This window comes from Paenibacillus sp. JCM 10914 (assembly GCF_001315105.1).
In the GTDB taxonomy this organism is placed as follows: Bacteria; Bacillota; Bacilli; order Paenibacillales; family Paenibacillaceae; genus Paenibacillus_AQ.
The window spans coordinates 1-22,130 of record NZ_BAZR01000008.1 but is presented as its reverse complement, the minus strand read 5'-3'; the positions used below and the strand labels follow the sequence as shown (position 1 = coordinate 22,130).

Below are 22,130 nucleotides of genomic sequence, written 5' to 3'. Positions count from 1 at the left end.
GATTATTCAGTACGATCTTGGTCCTCGGACTTATGAATTTTATGCTGCAGATGATCGATCATCTTCCCGTAAGACCTGATCAGGATATCCAACTCTTGCTCCGTAAAGTCGGACCAGATGCCTTCATTCAGTTCACGATACTTCGCTAGCATTCGACTTTCTACCTCACGGCCCTGCTCGGTAATCTGCAAATACACTTGGCGTCTGTCGACTTCGGACACAACACGCTCCACATAGCCCTTATTCACCAGCTTATTGCTTAGATTCGTAACAGCGGAGAGCGTCACATGAAGCAACTGGGCAAAATACGAACTTGTCTTCTGGCCCTCGTAGGCAAGCGTTCGCAGAACGTAATATTGTGGACCTGATAGATCACTTTCCAGCAGCTGCGCATATCCGGCCACTAGCGTCATCATCTGCCTCGATACCATATAAGATAGTTGTTCCCTCTTGTCCAGCTTCTCATCACCTCGATTCGTTTCATACGAAATATGACTGTGATTTTTATCATAATATAAAGTAGTTAAAAGATCTTAACAATTAGATTGTAATCCCTTTCATACGCAGCGTCAACCGCGATTAAATACCCGATTTTCATCTTTTTTCCAAATCGTTCATCAATGCGGACAACGTAAAAAAGAGCACAATAAGTGCTCTGAAAAGTGTGTCCTGCCTACCTCGGAAGTATCCACCGGTAAAACTTTGATTCGGCTGCCGCCCTATAAGGTGCATCATTCGATGATGAAGATTTCCGTGATTGCGCCGAGCTTAAGCATAACGGAATCATGATCAATGCCAACAAACCGCCCGCCAGAGAGAGGGTCGCATAACTCGTTCCAGCAACGACCATCCCGGACAATACGCCGCCCGATGCCCCTGCCAACGCAATCAGAACATCCACTGTCCCTTGCGTCTTGGCTCGCGTTGCTGGTGGTGTTGCATCGATGATCATCGCCGTCCCGCTGATAAAACCGAGATTCCAGCCGATGCCAAGCAAGGCGAGGGCGATGATCATCAGCGTCATGGATTCGGCAGGAGCCACCGCAGCGAGGATTCCTGAACCTAGCAGTACGATACCCGCAACGATTGACATCGTGGTGCGGCCGATTTTATCCACTAGGTAACCTGTAACAAGAGAGGGCAGGTACATCGCCCCGATATGAATGCCAATGACCAGGCCCACTGCACTTAAATCATGACCATGGTGTTTCATATGGATCGGGGTCATCGTCATTATAGAGACCATCACCACTTGCGTAAGGATCATGACCGAAGCGCCGACCCACACACCCCGTTGATGTTGTCTATCCGGGCTGCCCGCCATATGCGAGGCATGGCCTGCGCTAAGGCTTCTCGCTTGTTCAATGCCTTGCGCAATCGCATAAGGGTCCGGACGCAAGAACAGCAGCAGAATCAGGCCGGCCAACGTAAACGCCGCCGCTGCCAGGATAAACGGCCCGGCAAGTGCCGGTATCCCCATGGATTCGGCAACGTTCCCCATCACGCCAACCATATTCGGACCAGCAACGGCACCGAATGTCGTAGCGACCATTGCCATGCTAACCGCCCCGGCACGCTGTGAAGGCTTCGCTAAATCCGTGCCTGCATAGCGAGCCTGCATATTGGTAGCCGTACCGGCCCCGTAGATCAGTAGCGAAATGAGTAATAAATAAATATTGTGATAAACGGCCGCCGCGATAATTCCCACGGCAGCGATCCCGCCCGCCAGAAAACCGCTTGCCAGCGCCGGTCCTCTCCCCCAGCGCTGGGTAAGACGCCCGACAAACCAAGCGCCCAGCGCAGAACCGGCTGTGATTAGAGCAACCGGAACACCTGCGAAGCTGTCCATCTTTAACATATCCTGCGCCAGCAGCGCACCTACTGTTAATCCTGCTGCCAGACCTGCACCGCCGAATAACTGCGAGAACACCACAACAAGGAGCGTTTTCTTGTACAGTTTTTCTTGCAGGTTGGGGGAATCGATATATTTTTGAATCATGAATGTGTCCTGCCTTCCCATGCTGAAACAGCTATTATCACCCTGCCGTATCCATCGCGCGCTCGCCCGTTAGCTCTCTCAACTGATCCAGGGAAATGCGCTCCACGAATCGAGAGAACTTCTCCTTCTTCTTTCCCTGCTCCTGATAGATGCCAATCAATCTCAGGATAATCGGGGCTAGTTGTGCCGGTGCCAGCGCTGTGTGCAGCGGCTTCGCCAAAGCTGCCTTCAGCCCCCTTGGTTCTCCGCCCACGTATATATCAAAGGTGTCCCTCATTTTGATGACGGCAATGTCCTTGAGGAGCGGCTCGCTCGTCCCAAGCGCGCAGCCGGCATAACCGATCTTGAGCGGATTCGGTACAGGATGATCGGCTACGGCCTCATCCAGCAGTGCGGCGACATCCAAGCCTGAATCTTCTGCACCGCGGCAGAAGTTGCAGGTGATGAGGCTTTTGGAGACAAAGCCGGCAGGATGGACCTGAAGTCCGGCTGCTCGCAGCCTTTCTTGAACTTCAGGAATGTGCGCCTCGTCCATCTCCACGTACAGCTGCTTGAACGTGGTCATCTCAATCAAAGCACCCTCGCCCACAATCGTGCCCAGAAGCGCAAGCTGATCAGGTCTGAACAGCGTGCCGCCGACTTCGAATCCAGGGGTTACCGCGAATTTCTGTGAAGCCATATCTTCACTCCTATTATATCGTATGTGTATCGGCTCGGAACATTAAACCTTCATGCGCTGCAGACGCAGCGCATTCAACACCACGGATACCGAGCTCAGTGCCATGGCCGCTCCGGCCACCCACGGTGCCAGCAGTCCGATGGCTGCAATCGGAATGCCGAGCGAGTTATAACCAAGCGCCCAGAACAGGTTCTGGCGTATATTTCGCATCGTTTTTCGGCTCATGTAGATGGCATCGGGAATACTGCCCAGATCCCCCTTCATCAAGGTAACATCCGCTGCCTCCATTGCCACATCCGTTCCAGTACCGATCGCCATGCCGATATCGGCGACGGCCAATGCAGGAGCATCGTTAATACCGTCACCCACCATCGCGACTTTTTTGCCCTGCTGCTGCAGCTTCTTCACTTCATCGGCTTTGCCTTCCGGCAACACTTCAGCCAGCACATGATCGATGCCGACCTGCTTCGCAATCGCTTCGGCCGTACGCTGATTATCACCGGTAATCATAATGACCTCGATCCCCATCTGCTTCAATCTGGCGATAGCTGTTGGAGAAGTCTCCTTAATCGTATCGGCCACGGCTACCATGCCGGCATATTGACCGTCAACGGCAGCCAACATGGCTGTTTTACCGGCGGTTTCAAGCTTCGACATCGTCTCCAGCACATGCTCGGCAGAGATTTGATGCTTCATCATAAGCTTGCGCGTACCGACCAACACTTCATGTCCTTCAACAACGGCACGGATGCCGTACCCTGGAATCGCCTCGAATTCCTGCGCTGCCGGAAGCTGCACTCCCTTGGCTTCGATGCCTGCCACAATCGCCTCGGCCAATGGATGCTCCGAGCTCTTCTCAGCTGACCCAACCAGACGCAGCAGCTGTTCCTGATTCATCGTTTCCACCAAGACATCCGTAAGCTCCGGCTTGCCCTTGGTTACCGTTCCTGTCTTATCCAAAATAATGGTATCGATCTTATGCGTCGTCTCCAGATGCTCTCCACCCTTGAACAAGACCCCCAGTTCGGCTGCACGTCCGGAACCGGCCATGATCGAAGTAGGTGTAGCCAAGCCAAGCGCACAAGGACAAGCAATGACCAGAATCGCAATGGCAATCTCAAGCGCATGGGCAAAGTCTCCAGGCGTTACCCAGAAGAACCAGATCAGGAAAGCCACTATCGCAATACCGACCACGATCGGTACGAAAATGCCCGAAATCACATCGGCAACACGCTGGATCGGCGCTTTGGAGCCTTGCGCTTCTTCAACCACTTTAATGATCTGGCAAGCGCCGTTTCCCTGCCTACCTTGGTCGCCTCAACGATCAAGCGCCCGTTCTTATTCACCGTAGCGCCGATTACCGTGTCACCGGGATTCTTCGAAACCGGAATACTCTCACCTGTCAACATCGACTCATCCACTGCCGAGGTGCCCTCGTTCACTTTGCCGTCTACCGGAACCTTCTCGCCGGGTTTCACCAGTACCAGATCGCCAACCACGACTTGTTCCACCGGTATCGACTGCTCCTGACCGTCACGGATCACCAGCGCCGTCTTGGCCTGAAGGCCCATCAGCGTCTTGATCGCCTCCGATGTTCTGCCTTTCGCTAATGACTCGAACAATTTCCCGAGGATGACAAGCGTAATCAGAACCGCACTCGTCTCATAATACATGTCTGGCCCGTGGTGCGCGCTAGCGCCAGCCATGGCCCAATCGATCGTCAAATAGAGGCTGTAAAAATAGGCCGCCGATGTTCCGAGCGCGATCAGCACGTCCATGTTGGCACTTTTGTTCCGAAGCGCTTTATAAGCCCCTACATAGAATTGCTTGCCAATATAGAACTGAACCGGTGTGGCCAGAGCGAGTTGGAACCACGGATTCATGAATAGCTCTGGCATCCAAATCCAAGAGGTGAACGAGAAATGAGTGACCATCGCCCAGAGCAGCGGCAGTGACAGCACCGCCGAGATGAGCAGCTTCCGCTTTTGCTTAGTGATAACCTCTTTGCGGTGACCTTCCTGGTCCAGCGTTTCCCGTTTAGAAACTGCTTGATACCCCAGCTTCTCCACGCGCTGTTGAATGTCGGCGATGCTCACCTCGGCCGGATTGTATTCCACCCGTGCCGTTTCCATCGCAAAGTTGATATTCGCTTTATCGACCCCTGGCATCCGGCTCACAACCTTCTCGATCTTCGTGGCACAGGCCGCGCAGTACATGCCGATAAGTTGTAAGTCAGCCGTCTCTTTAGCGGTGCCATAACCGAGCTTTTCGATCCTCTCCTCCATCTGCGCCACGGTAACGACCTTTGGATCAAACGTCACTGAGGCTTTCTCCAATGCAAAGTTCACATTCGCCTCCTGAACGCCCTCCATCTTATTCAGGCCCTTCTCGATCCGGTTGGCACAGGCTGCGCATGTCATCCCGGTTAACTGCAGCGAGGTCTTCTTATGCTCCATGGTTGTATCCGCGCTCATCTTCCATCACTCCTTTGCATACTGATACCGAGGTTGTTACGCTACTACATCATATCCTTGCTCTTCAATGATCTCTTTAATCTGCGCAAGACTCGTCTTGTCAGCAGCATATTGTACCGTTACCGTTCCTGCCTGCAGATCGACGCTTCCTTTCAGGTTCCGCTCCTTCAAAGCGCCCTCGATGGAATTTACGCAATGCATGCAGGACATGCCCTCTACCTTGATCGTTACTTGTTCCATACCGAATTCCTCCTTTAGTTGTGTTGTCTAAAATATCTCTTATCCCGGTCATCGTTCTGACCAGGTCATTCATGCTTTCGTTGAACTTAGTATACCCCCCTACCCTATATATAGTCAACAGTATTCATCTATATTTTTTGAAAAAACATCTCCGTGCCCGCTTTATTATGTTCATTAATCCCCGCCCCAAAGCTCTCTTAAACAAAAATGCTGCCATCCTGAAGGATGGCAGACCGATGTATCATGATTATTTCATCAACTTATTTACCGTTGTCAGCAATTCGGTAATGACGTCCTCGTCACCTTCTTGCAGACGTTCAATAACGCAACTCTTCATATGGTGTTCAAGCAGCAGCTTGCTGACCCCGTTCAACGCCGACTGAATGGAGGAGATCTGATTCAACACATCATCACAGTAGGTATCCTTCTCAATCAAGCCCTTCACGCCGCGAATCTGACCCTCAATCCGGTTCAGCCTGCTGACCAGATTGCTCTTTGTTTTATCGGAATGATGGCTCTTGCGCTCACCAGGCACTGCACAGTTCTCATGCTCATGAACGTGTACGTGATTCTCCGTTGACATCTCCATTCCTCCTCGTTCGTGATGGAATCCATCACCGACTTCGTATTCTTATGCTCTTAGTATATCACATAGCCCCCCACCCTATAAAGGACAGATGCTGGATATTTCTTTTTGCTTATATTGCGTAACCTTACCTGAATCCAAGTGTTAATTATAGTAAAGCCAGGTGGCTATTCGAGCTGAATGGAGGGCGCGCTTATGAAAATGGTGAGAGGCACCATAGGGATGCTGAATTTTACCGCCATACGAAATAGGAATAACTATACCGTAACATGACACTTTCTCGAGAGCATAAACAGTTGCGCGTTAGTAACCACTTTCCGATGGATTTGAATTTTTTATTATTTATCGAAAACATCTATGAGTGCTATTATCGAGGAAAAGAGGTTTTTCCGGGTACGTATCTAATATCAAGTGATCAAGAATTACTTGAAGCTGAGAGCTTTCATGAAGTCCTTCCTACATGTTGGGACACAATTGTAAAAGAAATGGAACAGCAACAAAACATGGGCATTCTTTTTAATACTACTCAGTTTAAAGATTGTTACAGAGACTTGTTTAGAAGGGATCCAGTATTGCAAACGGCTGACAAAGTGTGGAACGCCTTCTCTTTATGGTGGTGGTCTGATTACGGTATTAAAACCTACATGGAGAGATACACTGATCTATTTATGCCGGAACTTGCTGAGCAGATTTGGAAGGGACTCTACGAAAAGAATATTAAGCTTGATGAAAGTAGTTCTCTTTATGTCATCTTGCTGTTCAAACAGCCTGATATGATATTGCCTAAGAGTACGAACAAGCTATTTTACTCAAGTATTAATAACTTTGCATATAAAAAGGAAGGGATTGTCAACGAAATTCTTGATTTATTTTGATTAGGGTGAAAGGTACCTCCGACCAAATACTCGTCTTAATCTAGACCCCCGATGGACTTGCATACCAAATTAGTGATGACCAATGACTGAAATCACTATTATTTAAAGCGAAGTGACCAAAAGACGGAACAAAGAACTTGTTAAAGTTCCTTGCTCCGTCTTTTTCCAATTCTCAATAAAGCTTGCGCCACAATAGCCAATACTGGCAATTCTATTAAAGGACCAATAATGAGAGCGAGGGCGATCAAGGGCTGGTCTGGAAACGCGGTTACGACTATGGCAAGCGCCACGGGTGAGTTCCTTGCGATGATGGTCAGGTTGAGGCTCACGGTGTCCTCATAACTGAACTTCAAAACCTTACCTAACGTTTGCGCGACAACAAAGTTATAATAAAGAATAGCAGAAGTGGAATTAGCAGAAGTACAATGACTTCCAAGTTATGCAATAGGTAAGAACCTTGCGATGCGAACATGGCCATAATCGCTAAACATAAGAATACGATCTGCGTCGATGCAAAAAAAGGAATGACTTTTTTCTGTAAAAAATCTTTCTTCTTAAATAAATATCGTGTACCGCTAGCCAGCAAAAAAGGAACGAATAGAACCAATACGACGCTTTCTATAATCGTCGGTAATCCCACCGTCTCCATTGTTCCTGCAAATATAAACAAATAGACAGGTAATAATATAACTTGCAGAATTAAGTTTACCGGGAGTACCGACGTCGAAAGCGGTATATTCCCTTTTGCGATAGAGGTGAAGATCAAATACCAATCGGTGCACGGCGTCACGAGCAACAGAATAAATCCGAGCCATAGAGCGGGATGTTCGGACAGGAAAACCGCTCCCAACCCCCATGCTACAAGTGGCGTCCATATAAAGTTAATCACCGTACTTGTACTAAAGAATTTTACGTTCTTGAAAGCGTCTTTTAGGTTTTTTAATGGGATGGTTAAAAACAAGCCATACAACATCAGCAATAAAAACGGAATAATAAAGGACTCTGCATGTTGCTCAAAAAAATGAAACTGACCTAAAAGCAGTCCAATACCTATAGAGATTAATACAATGATGGATTGAGATTTTTCAATTAGATTCATACTATACCCCTTCATGTTGATCGAGGCAGGTGTGCACAACGTACCTGTAGTTATAACTGTACCTGAAGTTAAGGAATGCAGCATTAGGATTATTGACTCCGAATTTAGAAAGAGGGAGTTGAATGAACATGAACAAGGAACAATGGGATGCGATCAGCCAAAACAATAAACATTATGACGGTCTTTTCTATTATGCTCTCACCACAACCAGAACAGTATGTCGCCCTTCTTGCACATCCAGAACGCCAAACCCGAAGCATGTTCTTATTTTTAACGATGTAGAGTCGGCGATCAAAGAAGGCTACAGACCTTGTACAAGATGCAAATCCAATCAGATGGATTGGAGAGGATATAAAGAAGAGATTGCGAAAGATACGATGCACTATATTCAGGAACATTATAAAGAAAAAATAACCTTAACATTGTTGGGAGAGGCTCTTCAAAAGAACCCTTACTATATACAACGCAGTTTCAAAGCCATTCAAGGACTATCACCATTACATTATCTGCACAGACTACGAATAGATGAAGCTAAGCATTTACTCCGGCACGAAGAGCTTTCGATCACCGAAATTGCCTTAGAGGTAGGATATAACGACAGCACTCACTTCTCAGTAAAGTTTAAAGAATACACCGGGGTATCCCCTACTACGTATAAGAATTCATTCCTCATAAAATAAAGAGGTCAACCCAATACGATGGGTTGACCTCTTTCATCTGACTTCAATATATGGTACGTCCCAGCTCATCCGGCACGCCGGATTTGCGGTAGAAGTACGTATTGATGACGTCGCGCCAGTGCTTGGCGTGCTCGGCCTGATCAGCCAATCGCTCGGTCACCTGGGCGAAGCGTCCCAGATCGACCATGCCCTCAAGCGAGGTCCAGGCCTCCAGCAGTCCCGCCGCTGCATCGGCACCTTCAAAATGAGTATCATAGATGTGCTGAATGACCGGCTTGCCCGACTGCAATACGTGCGCGTACGGCACGTGATGGAAGAACAGCAGCAGCTCATCCGGGCAAGCTTCCCGCGAATCATATCGGCTAGCGTTCGGTTCGAAATACTGTGCGCTGTAGCCGGTACCCGTAGCCACCGTGCGGTCTACCCCCATGCCGTCCCGATCGGCAAAATGGTACGTGCCCCACCGCGAATATTCATACCCGTCCACATCCGGTCCATAATGCGTATGCGGCGTAATCATCCAGCCCACCCCGAGGGGTGAGGTGTAGCTCTCATAAATCGGCCAGGACTGCATCAATATGCCGCATACCGTCTTCACCACGCGCGTGTCATTGCCGAAGGTAAGCCGCGTCCACTCTTCCGCGATCGTCTCGGCAGATAGTTCCGGATTCCAGATCAGGCGCCCGAACCCGTACAGATTGGCCTGAGCCAGCGTATGCCCGGTCCAATTGTCATCGTTCCCGATATTCGATACCGCTGCAATGCCACTGTGTGTCATACCGTGCAAGGAGCCGTTCACAATCTTCTTCACCTCGGATCCCATCCCTTGGGCATGGGTATCGAAGTTCAAAACTTCCTTCCATTGCGGAACCAGATAGCAGACATGCCGCTGTTGACCCGTGTACTCCTGCGCCACCTGGAATTCCAGCACCTGATTCGTCTCATTCATGCTGCCGAACAGCGGCGATACCGGTTCGCGTACCTGGAAATCCATCGGTCCGTTCTTAATCTGCAGCAACACATTGTCCTTGAAGCGCCCATCGAGCGGCGTAAAATGATCATAAGCGGCCCGCGCCCGGTCCGTGCTGCGATCACGCCAATCCTGCATGCAGTTATACACGAAGCAGCGCCATATCACCAGACCGCCGTACGGTTCCAGTGCTTCAGCCAGCATATTGGCACCATCCGCATGGTCGCGTCCGTAAGCGAACGGCCCTGGACGATGCTCGGAATCCGCCTTCACCAGGAATCCGCCAAAGTCGGGGATGTGGCGGTAGATCTCGTCCGCCGTCTGTCTCCACCATGCCCTGACCTCGTTATCCAGCGGATCGGAAGTAGGGACTCCCCCTATATGAAGTGGAGCCGCAAAATTAATGCTCAGATACAAAGTGATGCCATAGGTACGGAATATGTCAGCCAACCCGGCAACCGTTGGCAAATACTCGGCCGTGATGAACTTCGTTTCGATCTCGTGCACGTTCACGTTATTGATCGAGATGGCGTTCACGCCGGTAGAAGCCAGCAAACGCGCGTAATCCTTCACGCGTTCCAAGTCCTTGGTAAACGCCCCATTCGCATAGAAAATCGATTGGCCTGAGTATCCGCGTTCCACCGAGCCATCGGCATTATCCCATTGATTGATCATTCGCAAGCTGTTCGCAGGCTCATCCCGTACATCCAGACCGGTCAGGGACGACTCCGCAGCCATCAACCGGAGCAGATGAAATACGCCGTACAACACGCCTTTTCCCGATCTACCGGTCAGAATCAATTTCTCCTGCCCGCCTTGCTGATCATGTACGAGTGTATAACCTTCTTCGGAAAGGATATTCGGAGCCGACACATCGATGCGGATATCAAAATAAGACTCGTCTAATGTTATCTCCGCCTGAAACTGCGGCATAAACCCGAGCATCGATTCGCAGGCTTGCTGCAGTTCCTGAACCGCTGCCGTCACGGGCGTCGTGCGTAATAGCTCTTGATCGATTACGACCGTACGAAGCAGCCTGCTGTAGGCGGCGGCAAGCTTCTGATCTTGTACAGGTTCATACTGAAGCCAGGCTTTATATAATGCGCTCTTCATCTCTCAGTTCCCTCCGTTTCGCTTAGGCCTTCGCGCTGCGTTGCACCAAGCGCTCGAAAGCAGGCTTCGGCTGATGCAACTCATCGAACAGGAACGGCCAGTTCTTCCGTCCTCGCACCGGGAAATGGTCCAGCCATGTATAATCGTCGGCCGCGCCCCAGAACGTAACCGCCGTGATATGCTCGCGGTACTCCTTCAGAATGGCGAACATCTTCTCATATCTCTCAGCCTGCTGCTCCAGCAGCTCCGCAGGAGGCTGCGTTAGATCTTTGCGCTTGTCGTCGAAGGCAAACATCGAGACATCAAGCTCCGTCAATTGCAGTTGCAAGCCAAGGGAAGCATATTTCTCAATGGCAGCCCGGATATCATCCAAATGCGGATCATATAAGTTCCAGTGCGCTTGCAGGCCCACGCCGTGAATCGGTGTGCCTTGCTCCAGCAGCGACTTAACGAGCTTGTAGATCTTATCGCGCTTATTCGGGTGGGATTCATTATAGTCGTTATAGAATAATTGAGCCTTCGGGTCCGCCTCATGCGCATACTCAAATGCCTTCGAGATAAACTCCGTTCCTGCAATCTCCAGCCACTTCGATGGACGCAGCAGCTCTTCGCCTTCATCGGCAATGACCTCGTTCACGACGTCCCAGGCGTAGATGTCGTCTTGATACCGCGTGACCACGGTGTCGATATGCGATTTCAATCTGGCATACAAAGTAGCTTTATCCACGAGCTGGCCGTTCTTGTCCTCAAACAGCCAGTCTGTCGTCTGGTTGTGCCAGACGAGCGTATGTCCACGCATCTTCATGCCATGCTTGCGCGCAAACGCAGCCAACGCGTCCGCTTCGGCGAATGCGTATGTATCCTCTAACGGGTGGACACTAACGAACTTCATCTCGTTCTCGGCGGTGATACTGTTAAAGTGATAGGACAGCAATTCCTCCTGCGTCACGATCGTGCGCGGATTAACAGCCGCTCCGATCAAGAAATCCTGTGCAAACATATCCTTTAATCTAGGTTCACTTCGACGGTTCATAGACATATCTAATTCCTCCTAATATAAAGAATGCTGAATCTTCTACATATCTGAAGATAACGCGAAAGGAGGCGAAGGGAATTAACCCTTCACGCCTCCGAGCGTCATGCCTTGCACGAAATATTTTTGCAAGAACGGGTACACCAGAATAATCGGCACGCTTGCTACAATCGTCATCGTTGCCCGAATGGACGTAGGCGTTACCTGATTCCCGCCCGCTTCAGAACCCGCGAATTGGCTGGCGTAGTCGTTGCCCGAGTTCATGGAAGAGTTCGAGTTCTGAAGAATCTTCATCAACTCATACTGCAAAGTGCTTAATTCACTGTATGAGGAGTTATACAAGAATACGTCGAACCATGAGTTCCATTGCGCCACCGCCGTGAATAAGGACACCGTTGCCAGAACGGGTACGCACAGCGGAAGCACGATCCGCAGGAAGGTCGTAAACTCGCCGGCGCCGTCGATACGGGCCGACTCCAGAATCCCCTCCGGCAATCCTTCGATGAAGGAGCGGATCACGATCACGTTGAAGACGCCGATTAGTCCCGGAATGATATAGACCGAGAACGATCCGATCATGCCGAGCTCACGAATCAACAAGAAGTTGGGAATCAACCCCCCGCTGAAATACATCGTCAAGATAAAGGCGAGTGAGACGAATTTACGCAGCACGTACTCCGGACGGCTGATCGTATAAGCGACCATCGCACAACAGAAGACCGAAGTTAATGTCCCGATCACGGTACGAAGCACCGAGATGAAGGTCGCATGGAATATCGTTGCTTCGTTAAACACATACTTGTAATTCTCCAGCGTAAGTTCGCGCGGCCAGAGGTAGATGCCCCCTCTTACCGAATCGTTTGCATCGTTCAGTGATACCGCAAGGGTATTCAAGAACGGATATAGCGTTACAACCATGAGACATATCATGAAGATGATATTGAGCGTATCGAAGATCCGGTCCGAAGGAGATTTGAACCGGGCATGCGCTCGTGGTGCTGCTGTCTTTGCCATTTTCGAAATCCTCCTTAGAACAATCTTTCTTGACCCAGTCTCTTCGCAATATGGTTGGCCGAGAACAGTAGGATAAAGCTGACGATCGTCTTGAACATGCCCGCGGCAATCGAGAGCGAGAAGTTACCCATCTGAATCCCGTATTTCAACACGAAAATATCCAGATTCTCTGAATAGTCCACGTTCATCCCGTTACCGAGCAGGTATTGTGGTTCAAATCCAGACTCAAGCAGGTTACCGATGTTCATGATCATCAGAATAACGACAACCGGCTTTAGCCCAGGCAGCGTGATGTTCCAGATGCGCTGAAAGCGACCCGCGCCGTCGATCTCGGCGGCTTCGTACTGGGAAGGGTCGATCATCGTCATCGCTGCCAAATATATAATGGTGTTCCAGCCGACATTCTTCCATACTTCCGAAACACCGAGTATTCCCCAGAAATATTCCCCTTGACCGAGCCACAAGATCGGTTCTTTAATAAGTCCGAACCACATCAGCAGTTCATTGATAATACCGCCATCCGCGGATAACACGGTGGAGATGATGCTCGCCGCGACCACCCAGGAGATGAAGTGAGGCAGGTAACTGATCGTCTGCACGACCCGCTTAAACATCACGTTGCGCAGCTCATTAAGCAAGATAGCAAGCACGATGGCAGTGACGAACCCTAACACAAGGTTGATAAAACTCATTGCAAGCGTATTGCGCATCACGCGCAGGAAGTGCTCGTCCTGGAAGAGGAACGTGAAGTGCTTCCAGCCGACCCATTCCTGATCAAGGATCTTCTTGGCCGGTTTGAAATCCTGGAACGCTATCGTCCAGCCCCATAATGGGAGGTATTTAAATATAAACAACCAAATCAAAAAAGGAATGGACATGAAGACCAGCGTCTTCTGCTGCATCAGCCTTTTGAAGAAGCCGGCGGCGCCTTCGCTTCGTTTGGGGTTCGGATTCGTATTCTTCTCTCTCTTGAAGAAACCTTTCGAGTCCCGTTGCTTCGGCAGCGCCGGCGTCTCTGCAGGTCCAATTGGGTTCACCTTATCCACGGTTTCTTCTCCTTCCTATCCAAGCCGTTAGAATCGCTTGTGTGTATAGAAGGGGAGGGCCGGTTCTCACCCATTCGCGAGTGATCCGGCCATCTGCCCTAACTTCTTTATCCTTATTGTCCTTTGACGTTAGCGATCTTCTTCGCTACTTCATCCGTAATCAGCTCTTCGTATTGCTTCACGTCCAGCTTGTTGAACTCGCCGATGTATTCGTTCCATACGCCCTCAAAGTCGGATGGGCTTGCCAGAACCAGCTTAGGGAAGTACTTGCGCTGCAAGTCGCTCTTCTTCTGCGTGAAGATTTGGGATGGTGATCCTTGGTCAATCGGGATGCTCCAAGCCGGATACCATGGACGCTCGTCTGGAGCAGAGAACAATTGCGAGAAGGAAGCAATATCATACGCTTCAAGCAGCTTCTTATCCCCTTCGGAGTAAGACATCTGCGCTACTTCAGGCTGACGGCCCGCACCAACAGAGTTACCGTCTGGCAAGGTGGAACCATTGCCGTAACGCGGCCAGTTGTACTCAAAATATTTGAACCCGAAGGATTCACGGAATGCATCGGTATTTGTCTGGGTAATTTGCTCTTCCGTACGATAGAAACGGCCATTCTCGTCTACAGAATACGTCTCGTCCTTGATGCCCCAGTTCGAGAGAATCTGGTTCTCGTCGGTCAGGAGGTTATCGAAGAATTTGACGATCCGCTCAGGATCTTTGGCGCTAACGGAGATCCCTACACCCCGGTTGTTGACGAAGGATGGTGGATCCAGGTATTGATCTTTGGTGTTCTCGTCGTACACGATCGGCAGTGCCATGTATTCCAGATCGTCGTTGCCAGACTTGTTGGAGGCTTCGCGCAGGTTGTTCATCGCTTGGCCTGCCTGCCATCTGTAATCGAAGAATCCAAGTACTTTACCGGAGGACAGCTTCGCCAGGTATTGATCATAGTTGTCCACGAAGGAGGATTTATCGAACAACCCTTCCGCGTTCAGTTGGTTCAGTTCCTGCAAATAACGCTTCGTGATATCGTCATCCGCATAGTCGTTGGCTTGGTGGGTCTCCATATCGATGATGATTCCGCCATCGTTCGGATAGCCCGCCAAGTGCATCGGCGCATTCGTGAAGGCGAAGAACTTGTCTTCCGTCGTCAGAGACAAATATCCAGTCAGACCTTCATCTGGATACTTCTTCACATATTCACGGATCAATGTGAGGTATTCATCAAACGTTTTGATCTTCGGATAACCCGCTTCTTTCAGCACGCGACGCTGTACCCAGAATGCGCCTTGCTCAATGTTCGGAGCCGAAGTATATTCACCGGTTACGGCGCTCAGCGGCAGGAAGTAGATATTGCCGTCATCCGCCTTCATAAGATTGAAGTAAGGCTCGTATACGCGCTTGATGTTCGGACCGTACTGATCGATCAGATCGTTCAGCGGTATGAATGAACCCGCGCCGACCAGCTTGTCGATCGAGCTGCCGGGTACGATAACGTCCGGGTAATCGTTACTGGCAATGAAGGTTCCCACCTTCGTGTTCTCGTCGCCGACCAGATGCTCCATCTTAAAGTTCACACCCGTCTGCTCTTCGAAAATTTTCCCGATCGTTGTTTCGTTTGTATTTTTGTCTTTACCTGCTGCTGCATTAAAATAGGTGAAGGTTACTTTATCCTCTTTGCCACCTTCGTTTCCGGCTGCTGATGTACCGCCGGCGGAATTATTCTCCTTACCGCCACCACACGCTGCCAGGAGAGATGTGACCATGACCACCGTTAACAAACTCAGCCAAAATTTCTTGTTCATGCTCTTGACCTACCCCTTTCGGTCTTGTTTATTTGTAAGCACTTTCATTATAAGAGAGTGGTTTGTGAATGTTCACCCGTCAATCTTTAGGTGATACTTAGTAAATTATAGATGGTGAATGTAACCGGAAATGCTTGCGTTCATATTGCCTAAAAAAACAACAGACCCTACTCGGCATCTCCCATGTTCGGGGGCGCCGTGCAGGATCTGTTCATAAGCGTTTATTGGATTGGAATACGTAAAGTGACCCGAGTCCCCTCACCGGGGGAACTGTCGATTTCAAAGCCGAACCGGCTGCCGTAATACAGCTTGAGCCGATAAATTACATTTTGGATGCCGATGCGCTCTCCCATCTCATCCTCCGTATCCAGATATCGGTATATCTTCTCAATTTGCTCCATCGACATACCGACACCGTTATCTTCGACCCGGCAAACCAGCTGCTGCTGGTCCTCGCAAGCAATATGCACCTGAATGTGACCACCGTGTTTGAGCGGCTCAATACCATGAATGCTCGCGTTCTCGACGAAGGTGACAATCGCCATCTTTGGAATCTGCCAGCTCCCGCCTTCCGGCGATTGCACGGAGTAACTGATCTTGTCGCCGAACCGGTACTTCTGAATCTCCAGGAAGCAATGGATGAATTCCACTTCTTCCTTCAGCGTGACCATATCCTTTCTCCACACGAGCGAGTTGCGGAAGATCTTCGCCATATTGTGAATGATTCTCGCCGTCTCGTCCTCATCCTTCATCAGCTTCGCATGCGAATCGTCTCCAAGGCATTGAACAGGAAGTGCGGGTTGATCTGGCTCTGCAATGCGTTCAATTGGGCATGCCTTCGTTGCAGCTCCAGATTCTTCTTCTGAATATCCGCTACATAGACATCGTTGATCAGGCGCTCAAGCTGGAGGGTCATTCGGTTGAACTCGCCGGATAATTGCCCGATCTCATCCCGCGTCTCGGCATCCTCGATAATATCGTAATTCTGATTCTTCACCTTCTTCATATGCTTCAGGATGCGCACGATTCTAACGCTAAGCGAACGGCTGATCCAGATAATGACGAGCGTCGGCAACAGAAAGTTCAAGCAAGTCAGCACGATGACGAACTGCAGCGATTGCTGTACATCGCGCATGACGACATCCTGCGGCACGATTGCTTTGATCGTCCAGGCGTTCAGATTGTTGGTGATGAACGTATCGGTCTGAAACTCCATGGACTTATCGTCATGTTCGATACGGCTGTAAGGTATAATGTCCTTCATGATATGAACCCCAGGGTCTGTCGTAAAGTCGACCTCCCCTTTGCTGTTCAGCAAGTAAATCTTGCCCTGCACGTTCAGGTTGCTCATGATCTGGCGGATGGCGGCCATACGCATATCAATCTTGAGGTACTGGGTATAATCGTTCTGGGAGTTGAAATAATTCATGTTTCGAATCACGCTGAACGTATCTCCATAACCGTTCGCACCAGTCCGCATAACAAAAGGCTGGCTCGATTCATGGTTCAACAGTTGCTGGTACCAGGCCTCCTGCTTTACTTGCTCATCAATGTAGTTGATTCCCCCTGAATATAACAGGGTCGGGTTGTCCACATAGACCGTAATCTCCCCTACCGCATTATAAACGGCGCTTCCGGAATTCAGAATCCGGCGCAGATAGGAATCATATGCTTCCACATAATCTGCCGGATGATCGTAGACGGTCTCCATAATCTCGTTCAGTTGATGATCCGTGTAGAAAACCGAGGAAATCTCCAGCGCATCTTCCACTTCCCGGCGGAATTCGTTCTTCATCTGTTCGAGGGCAACGGTAATATCACTGATTCGCTGATCCTTCACATTATTCGAGGTCACATTGTAGAAGATCAAATTCGTGATCAGGATCGGCAGAAAAACAGCAAGAAAATATAACAGCAGCATCTTGTCCCGCAAGCGGACGTTATTTAAGCTTGGTATCATCGATCCGTCCCTTTGGACGCTGCCTCCTTCATCAAACGACCGCGATACTCACTCGGCGTCATCTGCTCCGTCTTCTCGAATTGGGTGACAAAATAATCGGGATTGCCGAAACCGACTCGTTCTGCTACCTCATATATGCGCAGATCCGTTTGCCGCAGCAGCCGCTTCGCTTCCCCTACGCGTAATTGGAGCAAGAAGTCATTAAAGTACACCCCGTAGGCTTTCTTGAACAACTGCCCCAAATAAACGGGGTTCATGTAAAACTTCGCCGCAATGCTCTTCAGGCTGATATTGTCATGATAATTGGACTCGATATAGGCCTTGATCTTCTGAATGCCGCCCTTGTGCTGCTCTTTGCGAAGTTCCGCAATATAATAGGCGCTTTCTACGGCGAAATCGGTAAAAATCCCTTGTAAGGCCCGCAGCGATACATTATGATCCTGCCACTCCGTAATGGGCGTCAGGCTCGCAAGCTTATCCTGATCGCCATCCATGTCCTGTAACACCCGCAGGACACCCAAGACGAACTGGTTAATCGCGAGCTTGACCGCCTCAGGGGCATACAGCTTCACCCGGAACGTGTGGAACAGAGTGTGAATTGATGCTTCGAGCTGGCCAAAATCCAGTTCTTCAATTTGCTCCACTAATTGCTTGTATAACTTATCTTCCAAACCAACGTATTGCAGATGCAGATCTTGACCGGATACCTCTTCGTAAAAGATCAAGCCCACGTCATCAAATACGTATTTAAATAACAATGATTCCTTAGCGCTTTCATACGCTTGTTGGATATCCGCTAACCGGGTTACCGCTTCTCCAAAGTAGATAAAGACTCGGCCCTCACTCCTGTGGCCGAGCAATTGCTGAAGCAAAGCGGCAAATTCCCGCTGTCGGCCCGGATAATCAAGCAGTATCCGTTCTGGGACGATGATGCCGACCCGCTTGCGATGTTCATGCAGATAAAAAGGCTGTTCGCCATGCGTGAGCTGAAGCAAGGCGGCTTCCACTTGGTCCTTAAATACCGGCACCGGTTCCTCCATGCTCAGAATGTCCGAGGCATCGTTCAGTTCAACGAACACATAGTACAACCGATCGTCCGGCTGAACTTCAAGGCGCCGCTCCCACTCCTGAAGAAGCACCTCATCGGCTCCACCCATAATCAGCGACTCCATTAATGCGCCTGACATGAGACGTTCTTCCTTAGCTGTGCCTCTCGGTCTGCTTGAAGCCGCTCACTTAGCCGGACAAGTGCGTCGCTAAACTCCACTTCATCGATGGGTTTCAGAATGAAATCGTGGACCCCGTAACGGACCGCCTGCCTTGCATAGTTGAAATCGTCATAACCGCTGACGATGATGAAGTATGGATTTACGATGCCATTGGCCATAATTTGTCCGATCAACTCAAGACCATCCAGTACCGGCATGCGGATATCGGTGATGACGACATCCGGCTTGAGCCGCTCAATCCGTTCAAGCGCGTCTTCCCCGTTGTCTGCCTCTTCAATGACTTGAAAGCCGCAAGCCTCCCAATCGATCAGCTTTAGCAGCCCTTTGCGCGTAAACACTTCGTCATCCACCAATATCGCCCGGTTCAAGTACACGGTATTAGCCTCCCTCGCACGCGCCCCACATTGGCAAACGCTTTCATCTAGTAAATCCATTGTTTATGTTTCACATCGAATTGTCAATGAATTTGAAAATAGCGCTCGGCATTCAAATAGCAGATATCCTGAATGATGGAGCCGATAAATTCATAGTCCGCCGGTAGCTCCCCTTCTCGAATCCAGTCGCCGAACAATCTACACAGCACGCGCCGGAAATACTCATGCCTCGGAAATGACATGAAGCTGCGCGAATCCGTCAGCATACCGACAAAGGTGCTGATTAACCCCATGGAGGACAACGCAGTAAGCTGCTTCAGCATGCCTTCCTTCTGATCATGGAACCACCAAGCCGAACCGAGTTGGAGCTTGCCTTCAACACCCGCAGCTTGAAAGTTACCGATCGTGGTAGCAATCATCTCGTAGTGGGAGGAATACAGACTATAGACTATCGTCTTGGGCAACTGGTCGTTCCGGTCAAGACGGCTGAGAAACGCGTTGAGACTTTCGGCCAAGTGAAAGTCCAGGATCGAATCATAGCCGCTATCCTTGCCCAGCTTGGCAAACATACGTGCATTGTTGTTCCGAATGGCTCCAATATGCAGCTGCATCGTCCATCCCTTGGCGTGATACATCTCACCCAGCTTCAGTAAGGTATGTGTACGGAAGATCTGATCTTCCCGTGATGTAATGCTATCGCCGTTCTTAGCCTTCTGATAGATAGCAGCCACTTCCTGCTCGTTCGCCGCTGCGTATGGAAATGCCGAGAATCCATGGTCCGATAATCGACAGCCATGCTCATGGAAATATTCAACCCGTTTCTTAAGCGCAGCAAGCAGGTCTTGGTATGTATCGACCGCATGGCCTGCCGTCTGCCCAAGCTGGTTCACATAAGATACATACTCTGCATGGCCAGCATCGAGCACCCGATCGGGCCGGAATGCCGGAGCGACGATGGTTGTAAGCTCGCCCTTCTCCTTAATGAGACGATGATGCTGCAGCGTGTCAATGGGATCATCCGTCGTGCAGGCTACCTTCACCTGGAACTTCTCCAGAATCCCGCCGGCACGCAGGGTCGGCTCCTGCAATTGCTCATTGCAGGCATTCCATATGTTTGCAGCGTTCTCGGCAGTCAAGCGCTCTTGAATGCCGAAATAACGGCTAAGCTCCAGATGCGTCCAGTGATAGAGGGGGTTCCCCACCAGGCGCGGAACACACCCTGCCCAGGCTTTGAACTTCTCTTCCGGCGATGCGCTGCCCGTGATCAACTCTTCATTCACGCCAAGCCAGCGCATGGCCCTCCATTTGTAGTGATCTCCTTCAAGCCAAAGCTCGGTCAGATTCTCGAACTGGCGATTGTTTGCAATATCCTGCGGGTTCAAATGATTGTGATAATCAAAGATTGGCATTCCCTGTGCATAGTCCTGGTAAAGCTTCTTGGCACTGTTGCTGTTCAACAACAATTGATCGGTATCAAAACGGCTCATTTTCCCCTACCTCCAATTTCCGATGATATTTCAGTTCCATACTACCATACAAGTATGGTAGTATGGAATACATTAGGAGGTGATGCAATGGTCGAGTTTCTGCGTTTACAGCCTGGGTCCGCTGGAAATTACGTTTACAACCAGCTTAAGCAGCAAATCGTCAGTCTGGAATTACCGCCGGGAACGACTCTGTCCGAGAAGGAAGTATCGTTATCTTTCGAGGTAAGTCGGACGCCTGTCCGGGAGAGCTTTGTTCGATTGGCACAAGAAGACCTGGTCGTCGTACTCCCCCAGCGCGGAACGCGTGTATCCCTGATCGATTCGGAGTTGGTTGAAGAAGCACGCTTCATGCGGGAGCAACTCGAGCGGGCCGTCGTCCGTCTTGCTTGCGACGAGTTCCCCGACAATAAGCTCATAGAATTGGATGAGAATCTCGCGAGGCAGCAAGAGAGCATTGAGCAGCACGACGGGAAGCATATGTTTGAGCTGGATGAGTCGTTTCACCGCATATTGTTCGAAGGCTGCCGTAAAGTGGGAACCTGGAATGTGCTGCAGCAGATGAATGCTCATCTGAATCGAAGCCGAATGTTATGGTTGTCGGCCGATCCCGATTGGAGCAATCTGTACGAACAGCACCGGGCCATTGTAAACGCCATCCGGCAGCATCGCGCAGACCTTGCGGAGCAGATCATGCAGGAGCACCTTAGTTTAATCATCTCGAATCTGACCGTGCTGAAGGAGCGGCATCCGGACTATTTTAAATAATGGATGGTCCACCTAATGGCTTGTTAGCAAGTACGCTTCAATGAACAACTCTAAACTTGTCAAAGGCGGTGTAATCATGCGCATGGTATTCAGATGGTTCGGCGAGGGTAATGATACGGTATCGCTGGATCATATCAGACAAATTCCCGGTGTTGAAGGTATCGTATGGGCTCTCCATGATCTTCCCGTGGGAGAGGAATGGCCGATGGAACGGATCGAACAAATCCGCGATCAGGCCAGCGCGTACGGGCTTCACATCGATGTGGTTGAGAGCGTGAATGTACATGAGGATATTAAACTCGGTCTTCCCTCACGCGATCGATACATAGATAATTACATCCGGACGATTGAGAAATTGGGCAAGGTTGGCGTGAAAGTCATCTGCTACAATTTCATGCCGGTATTCGATTGGGCACGAACCGATCTGCACAAGTTGGGTCCCGACGGTTCCACGGCACTGTTCTTCGAGAAATCGAAGATTCACGGCATTGATCCGCTGGAGCTGGTCAGAACGATCAACCAGAACAGCGCGTTGACCATGCCTGGCTGGGAGCCCGAGCGTCTGGCTCATCTGACCTCCTTGTTCGACGCATACCGCAACGTATCCGAGGAGGATCTGTGGGACAATCTCGAATATTTCCTGAGCAAAGTCATTCCTGCCGCCGAGAAGAACGGCATTCGGATGGCGATTCATCCGGATGATCC

General features: G+C 50.1%; 17 protein-coding genes and 3 pseudogenes. 4 read left to right on the top strand and 16 right to left on the bottom strand.

Annotated features, from left to right (window positions below; translation table 11 throughout):
• Positions 1-2: 2 nt before the first annotated feature.
• The 6 genes and pseudogenes from JCM10914_RS11790 to JCM10914_RS11765 form a co-directional block, all read right to left on the bottom strand.
• Positions 3-431, bottom strand: a complete 429-nt coding sequence (locus tag JCM10914_RS11790) for a MarR family winged helix-turn-helix transcriptional regulator (RefSeq protein ID WP_023961093.1) — start codon at positions 429-431, stop codon at positions 3-5.
• 242 nt (positions 432-673) lie between these two features.
• Positions 674-1,999: an MFS transporter gene (locus JCM10914_RS11785; RefSeq protein WP_023961092.1), complete on the bottom strand. Its 1,326-nt coding sequence runs from the start codon at positions 1,997-1,999 to the stop codon at positions 674-676.
• 37 nt (positions 2,000-2,036) lie between these two features.
• Complete coding sequence (locus tag JCM10914_RS11780) at positions 2,037-2,678, bottom strand: cobalt-precorrin-3B C(17)-methyltransferase (protein WP_023961091.1); 642 nt, start codon at positions 2,676-2,678, stop codon at positions 2,037-2,039.
• A gap of 42 nt (positions 2,679-2,720) precedes the next feature.
• Positions 2,721-5,152 (bottom strand): annotated as a pseudogene (locus JCM10914_RS11775) (heavy metal translocating P-type ATPase).
• A 36-nt stretch (positions 5,153-5,188) separates the two neighbouring features.
• Positions 5,189-5,392, bottom strand: a complete 204-nt coding sequence (locus JCM10914_RS11770; protein WP_023961085.1) for a cation transporter — start codon at positions 5,390-5,392, stop codon at positions 5,189-5,191.
• 247 nt (positions 5,393-5,639) lie between these two features.
• Positions 5,640-5,975: a metal-sensitive transcriptional regulator gene (locus tag JCM10914_RS11765; RefSeq protein WP_023961083.1), complete on the bottom strand. Its 336-nt coding sequence runs from the start codon at positions 5,973-5,975 to the stop codon at positions 5,640-5,642.
• 299 nt (positions 5,976-6,274) lie between these two features.
• Between JCM10914_RS11765 and JCM10914_RS11760 the strand changes: the two genes are divergently transcribed.
• A complete protein-coding gene (locus tag JCM10914_RS11760; RefSeq protein ID WP_148300200.1) occupies positions 6,275-6,853 on the top strand; it encodes a hypothetical protein in 579 nt (192 codons plus the stop codon).
• Positions 6,854-6,993: 140 nt separating this feature from the next.
• Here the strand turns inward: JCM10914_RS11760 and JCM10914_RS11755 are convergent.
• Positions 6,994-7,952: pseudogene (locus JCM10914_RS11755) on the bottom strand (arsenic resistance protein).
• Positions 7,953-8,080: 128 nt separating this feature from the next.
• Here JCM10914_RS11755 and JCM10914_RS11750 point away from each other — a divergent pair.
• The gene (locus JCM10914_RS11750) at positions 8,081-8,632 is read left to right on the top strand and encodes an Ada metal-binding domain-containing protein (protein ID WP_036717953.1); all 552 of its coding nucleotides are present in this window, start codon (positions 8,081-8,083) and stop codon (positions 8,630-8,632) included.
• A gap of 43 nt (positions 8,633-8,675) precedes the next feature.
• Here JCM10914_RS11750 and JCM10914_RS11745 read toward each other — a convergent pair whose 3' ends face one another.
• The 9 genes and pseudogenes from JCM10914_RS11745 to uxaC all read right to left on the bottom strand — a co-directional run bounded on the left by JCM10914_RS11745 (position 8,676) and on the right by uxaC (position 20,660).
• A complete protein-coding gene (locus tag JCM10914_RS11745; protein ID WP_023961073.1) occupies positions 8,676-10,715 on the bottom strand; it encodes an alpha-glucuronidase family glycosyl hydrolase in 2,040 nt (679 codons plus the stop codon).
• 22 nt (positions 10,716-10,737) lie between these two features.
• Positions 10,738-11,754, bottom strand: a complete 1,017-nt coding sequence (locus tag JCM10914_RS11740) for an endo-1,4-beta-xylanase (RefSeq protein WP_023961071.1) — start codon at positions 11,752-11,754, stop codon at positions 10,738-10,740.
• Positions 11,755-11,829: 75 nt separating this feature from the next.
• Positions 11,830-12,762, bottom strand: coding sequence for a carbohydrate ABC transporter permease (locus tag JCM10914_RS11735; RefSeq protein ID WP_023961069.1), 933 nt, complete (start codon positions 12,760-12,762; stop codon positions 11,830-11,832).
• Positions 12,763-12,776: 14 nt separating this feature from the next.
• Positions 12,777-13,664, bottom strand: a complete 888-nt coding sequence (locus JCM10914_RS11730; RefSeq protein WP_231638628.1) for a sugar ABC transporter permease — start codon at positions 13,662-13,664, stop codon at positions 12,777-12,779.
• A 257-nt stretch (positions 13,665-13,921) separates the two neighbouring features.
• Positions 13,922-15,610 carry an ABC transporter substrate-binding protein gene (locus JCM10914_RS11725; protein WP_023961065.1) on the bottom strand — a complete coding sequence of 563 codons (1,689 nt, stop codon included), beginning with the start codon at positions 15,608-15,610 and terminating at the stop codon, positions 13,922-13,924.
• A gap of 221 nt (positions 15,611-15,831) precedes the next feature.
• Positions 15,832-16,362 carry a sensor histidine kinase gene (locus tag JCM10914_RS31785; protein ID WP_023961063.1) on the bottom strand — a complete coding sequence of 177 codons (531 nt, stop codon included), beginning with the start codon at positions 16,360-16,362 and terminating at the stop codon, positions 15,832-15,834.
• A complete protein-coding gene (locus JCM10914_RS31780) occupies positions 16,362-16,616 on the bottom strand; it encodes a sensor histidine kinase (RefSeq protein ID WP_370570239.1) in 255 nt (84 codons plus the stop codon). The genes JCM10914_RS31785 and JCM10914_RS31780 overlap by 1 nt, the downstream gene beginning before the upstream one ends.
• Positions 16,617-17,566: 950 nt before the next feature.
• Positions 17,567-19,173: pseudogene (locus tag JCM10914_RS11715) on the bottom strand (response regulator).
• Positions 19,174-19,256: 83 nt separating this feature from the next.
• On the bottom strand, positions 19,257-20,660 hold the full coding sequence (uxaC, locus tag JCM10914_RS11710; protein WP_023961052.1) for a glucuronate isomerase: 1,404 nt from the start codon (positions 20,658-20,660) through the stop codon (positions 19,257-19,259).
• Positions 20,661-20,747: 87 nt separating this feature from the next.
• Here uxaC and JCM10914_RS11705 point away from each other — a divergent pair, with 87 nt between their 5' ends.
• Positions 20,748-21,425 carry a GntR family transcriptional regulator gene (locus JCM10914_RS11705; protein WP_023961050.1) on the top strand — a complete coding sequence of 226 codons (678 nt, stop codon included), beginning with the start codon at positions 20,748-20,750 and terminating at the stop codon, positions 21,423-21,425.
• 76 nt (positions 21,426-21,501) lie between these two features.
• Positions 21,502-22,130, top strand: a 629-nt coding sequence (gene uxuA, locus JCM10914_RS11700; RefSeq protein WP_036717912.1) for a mannonate dehydratase, incomplete at its 3' end; no start/stop codon positions are given.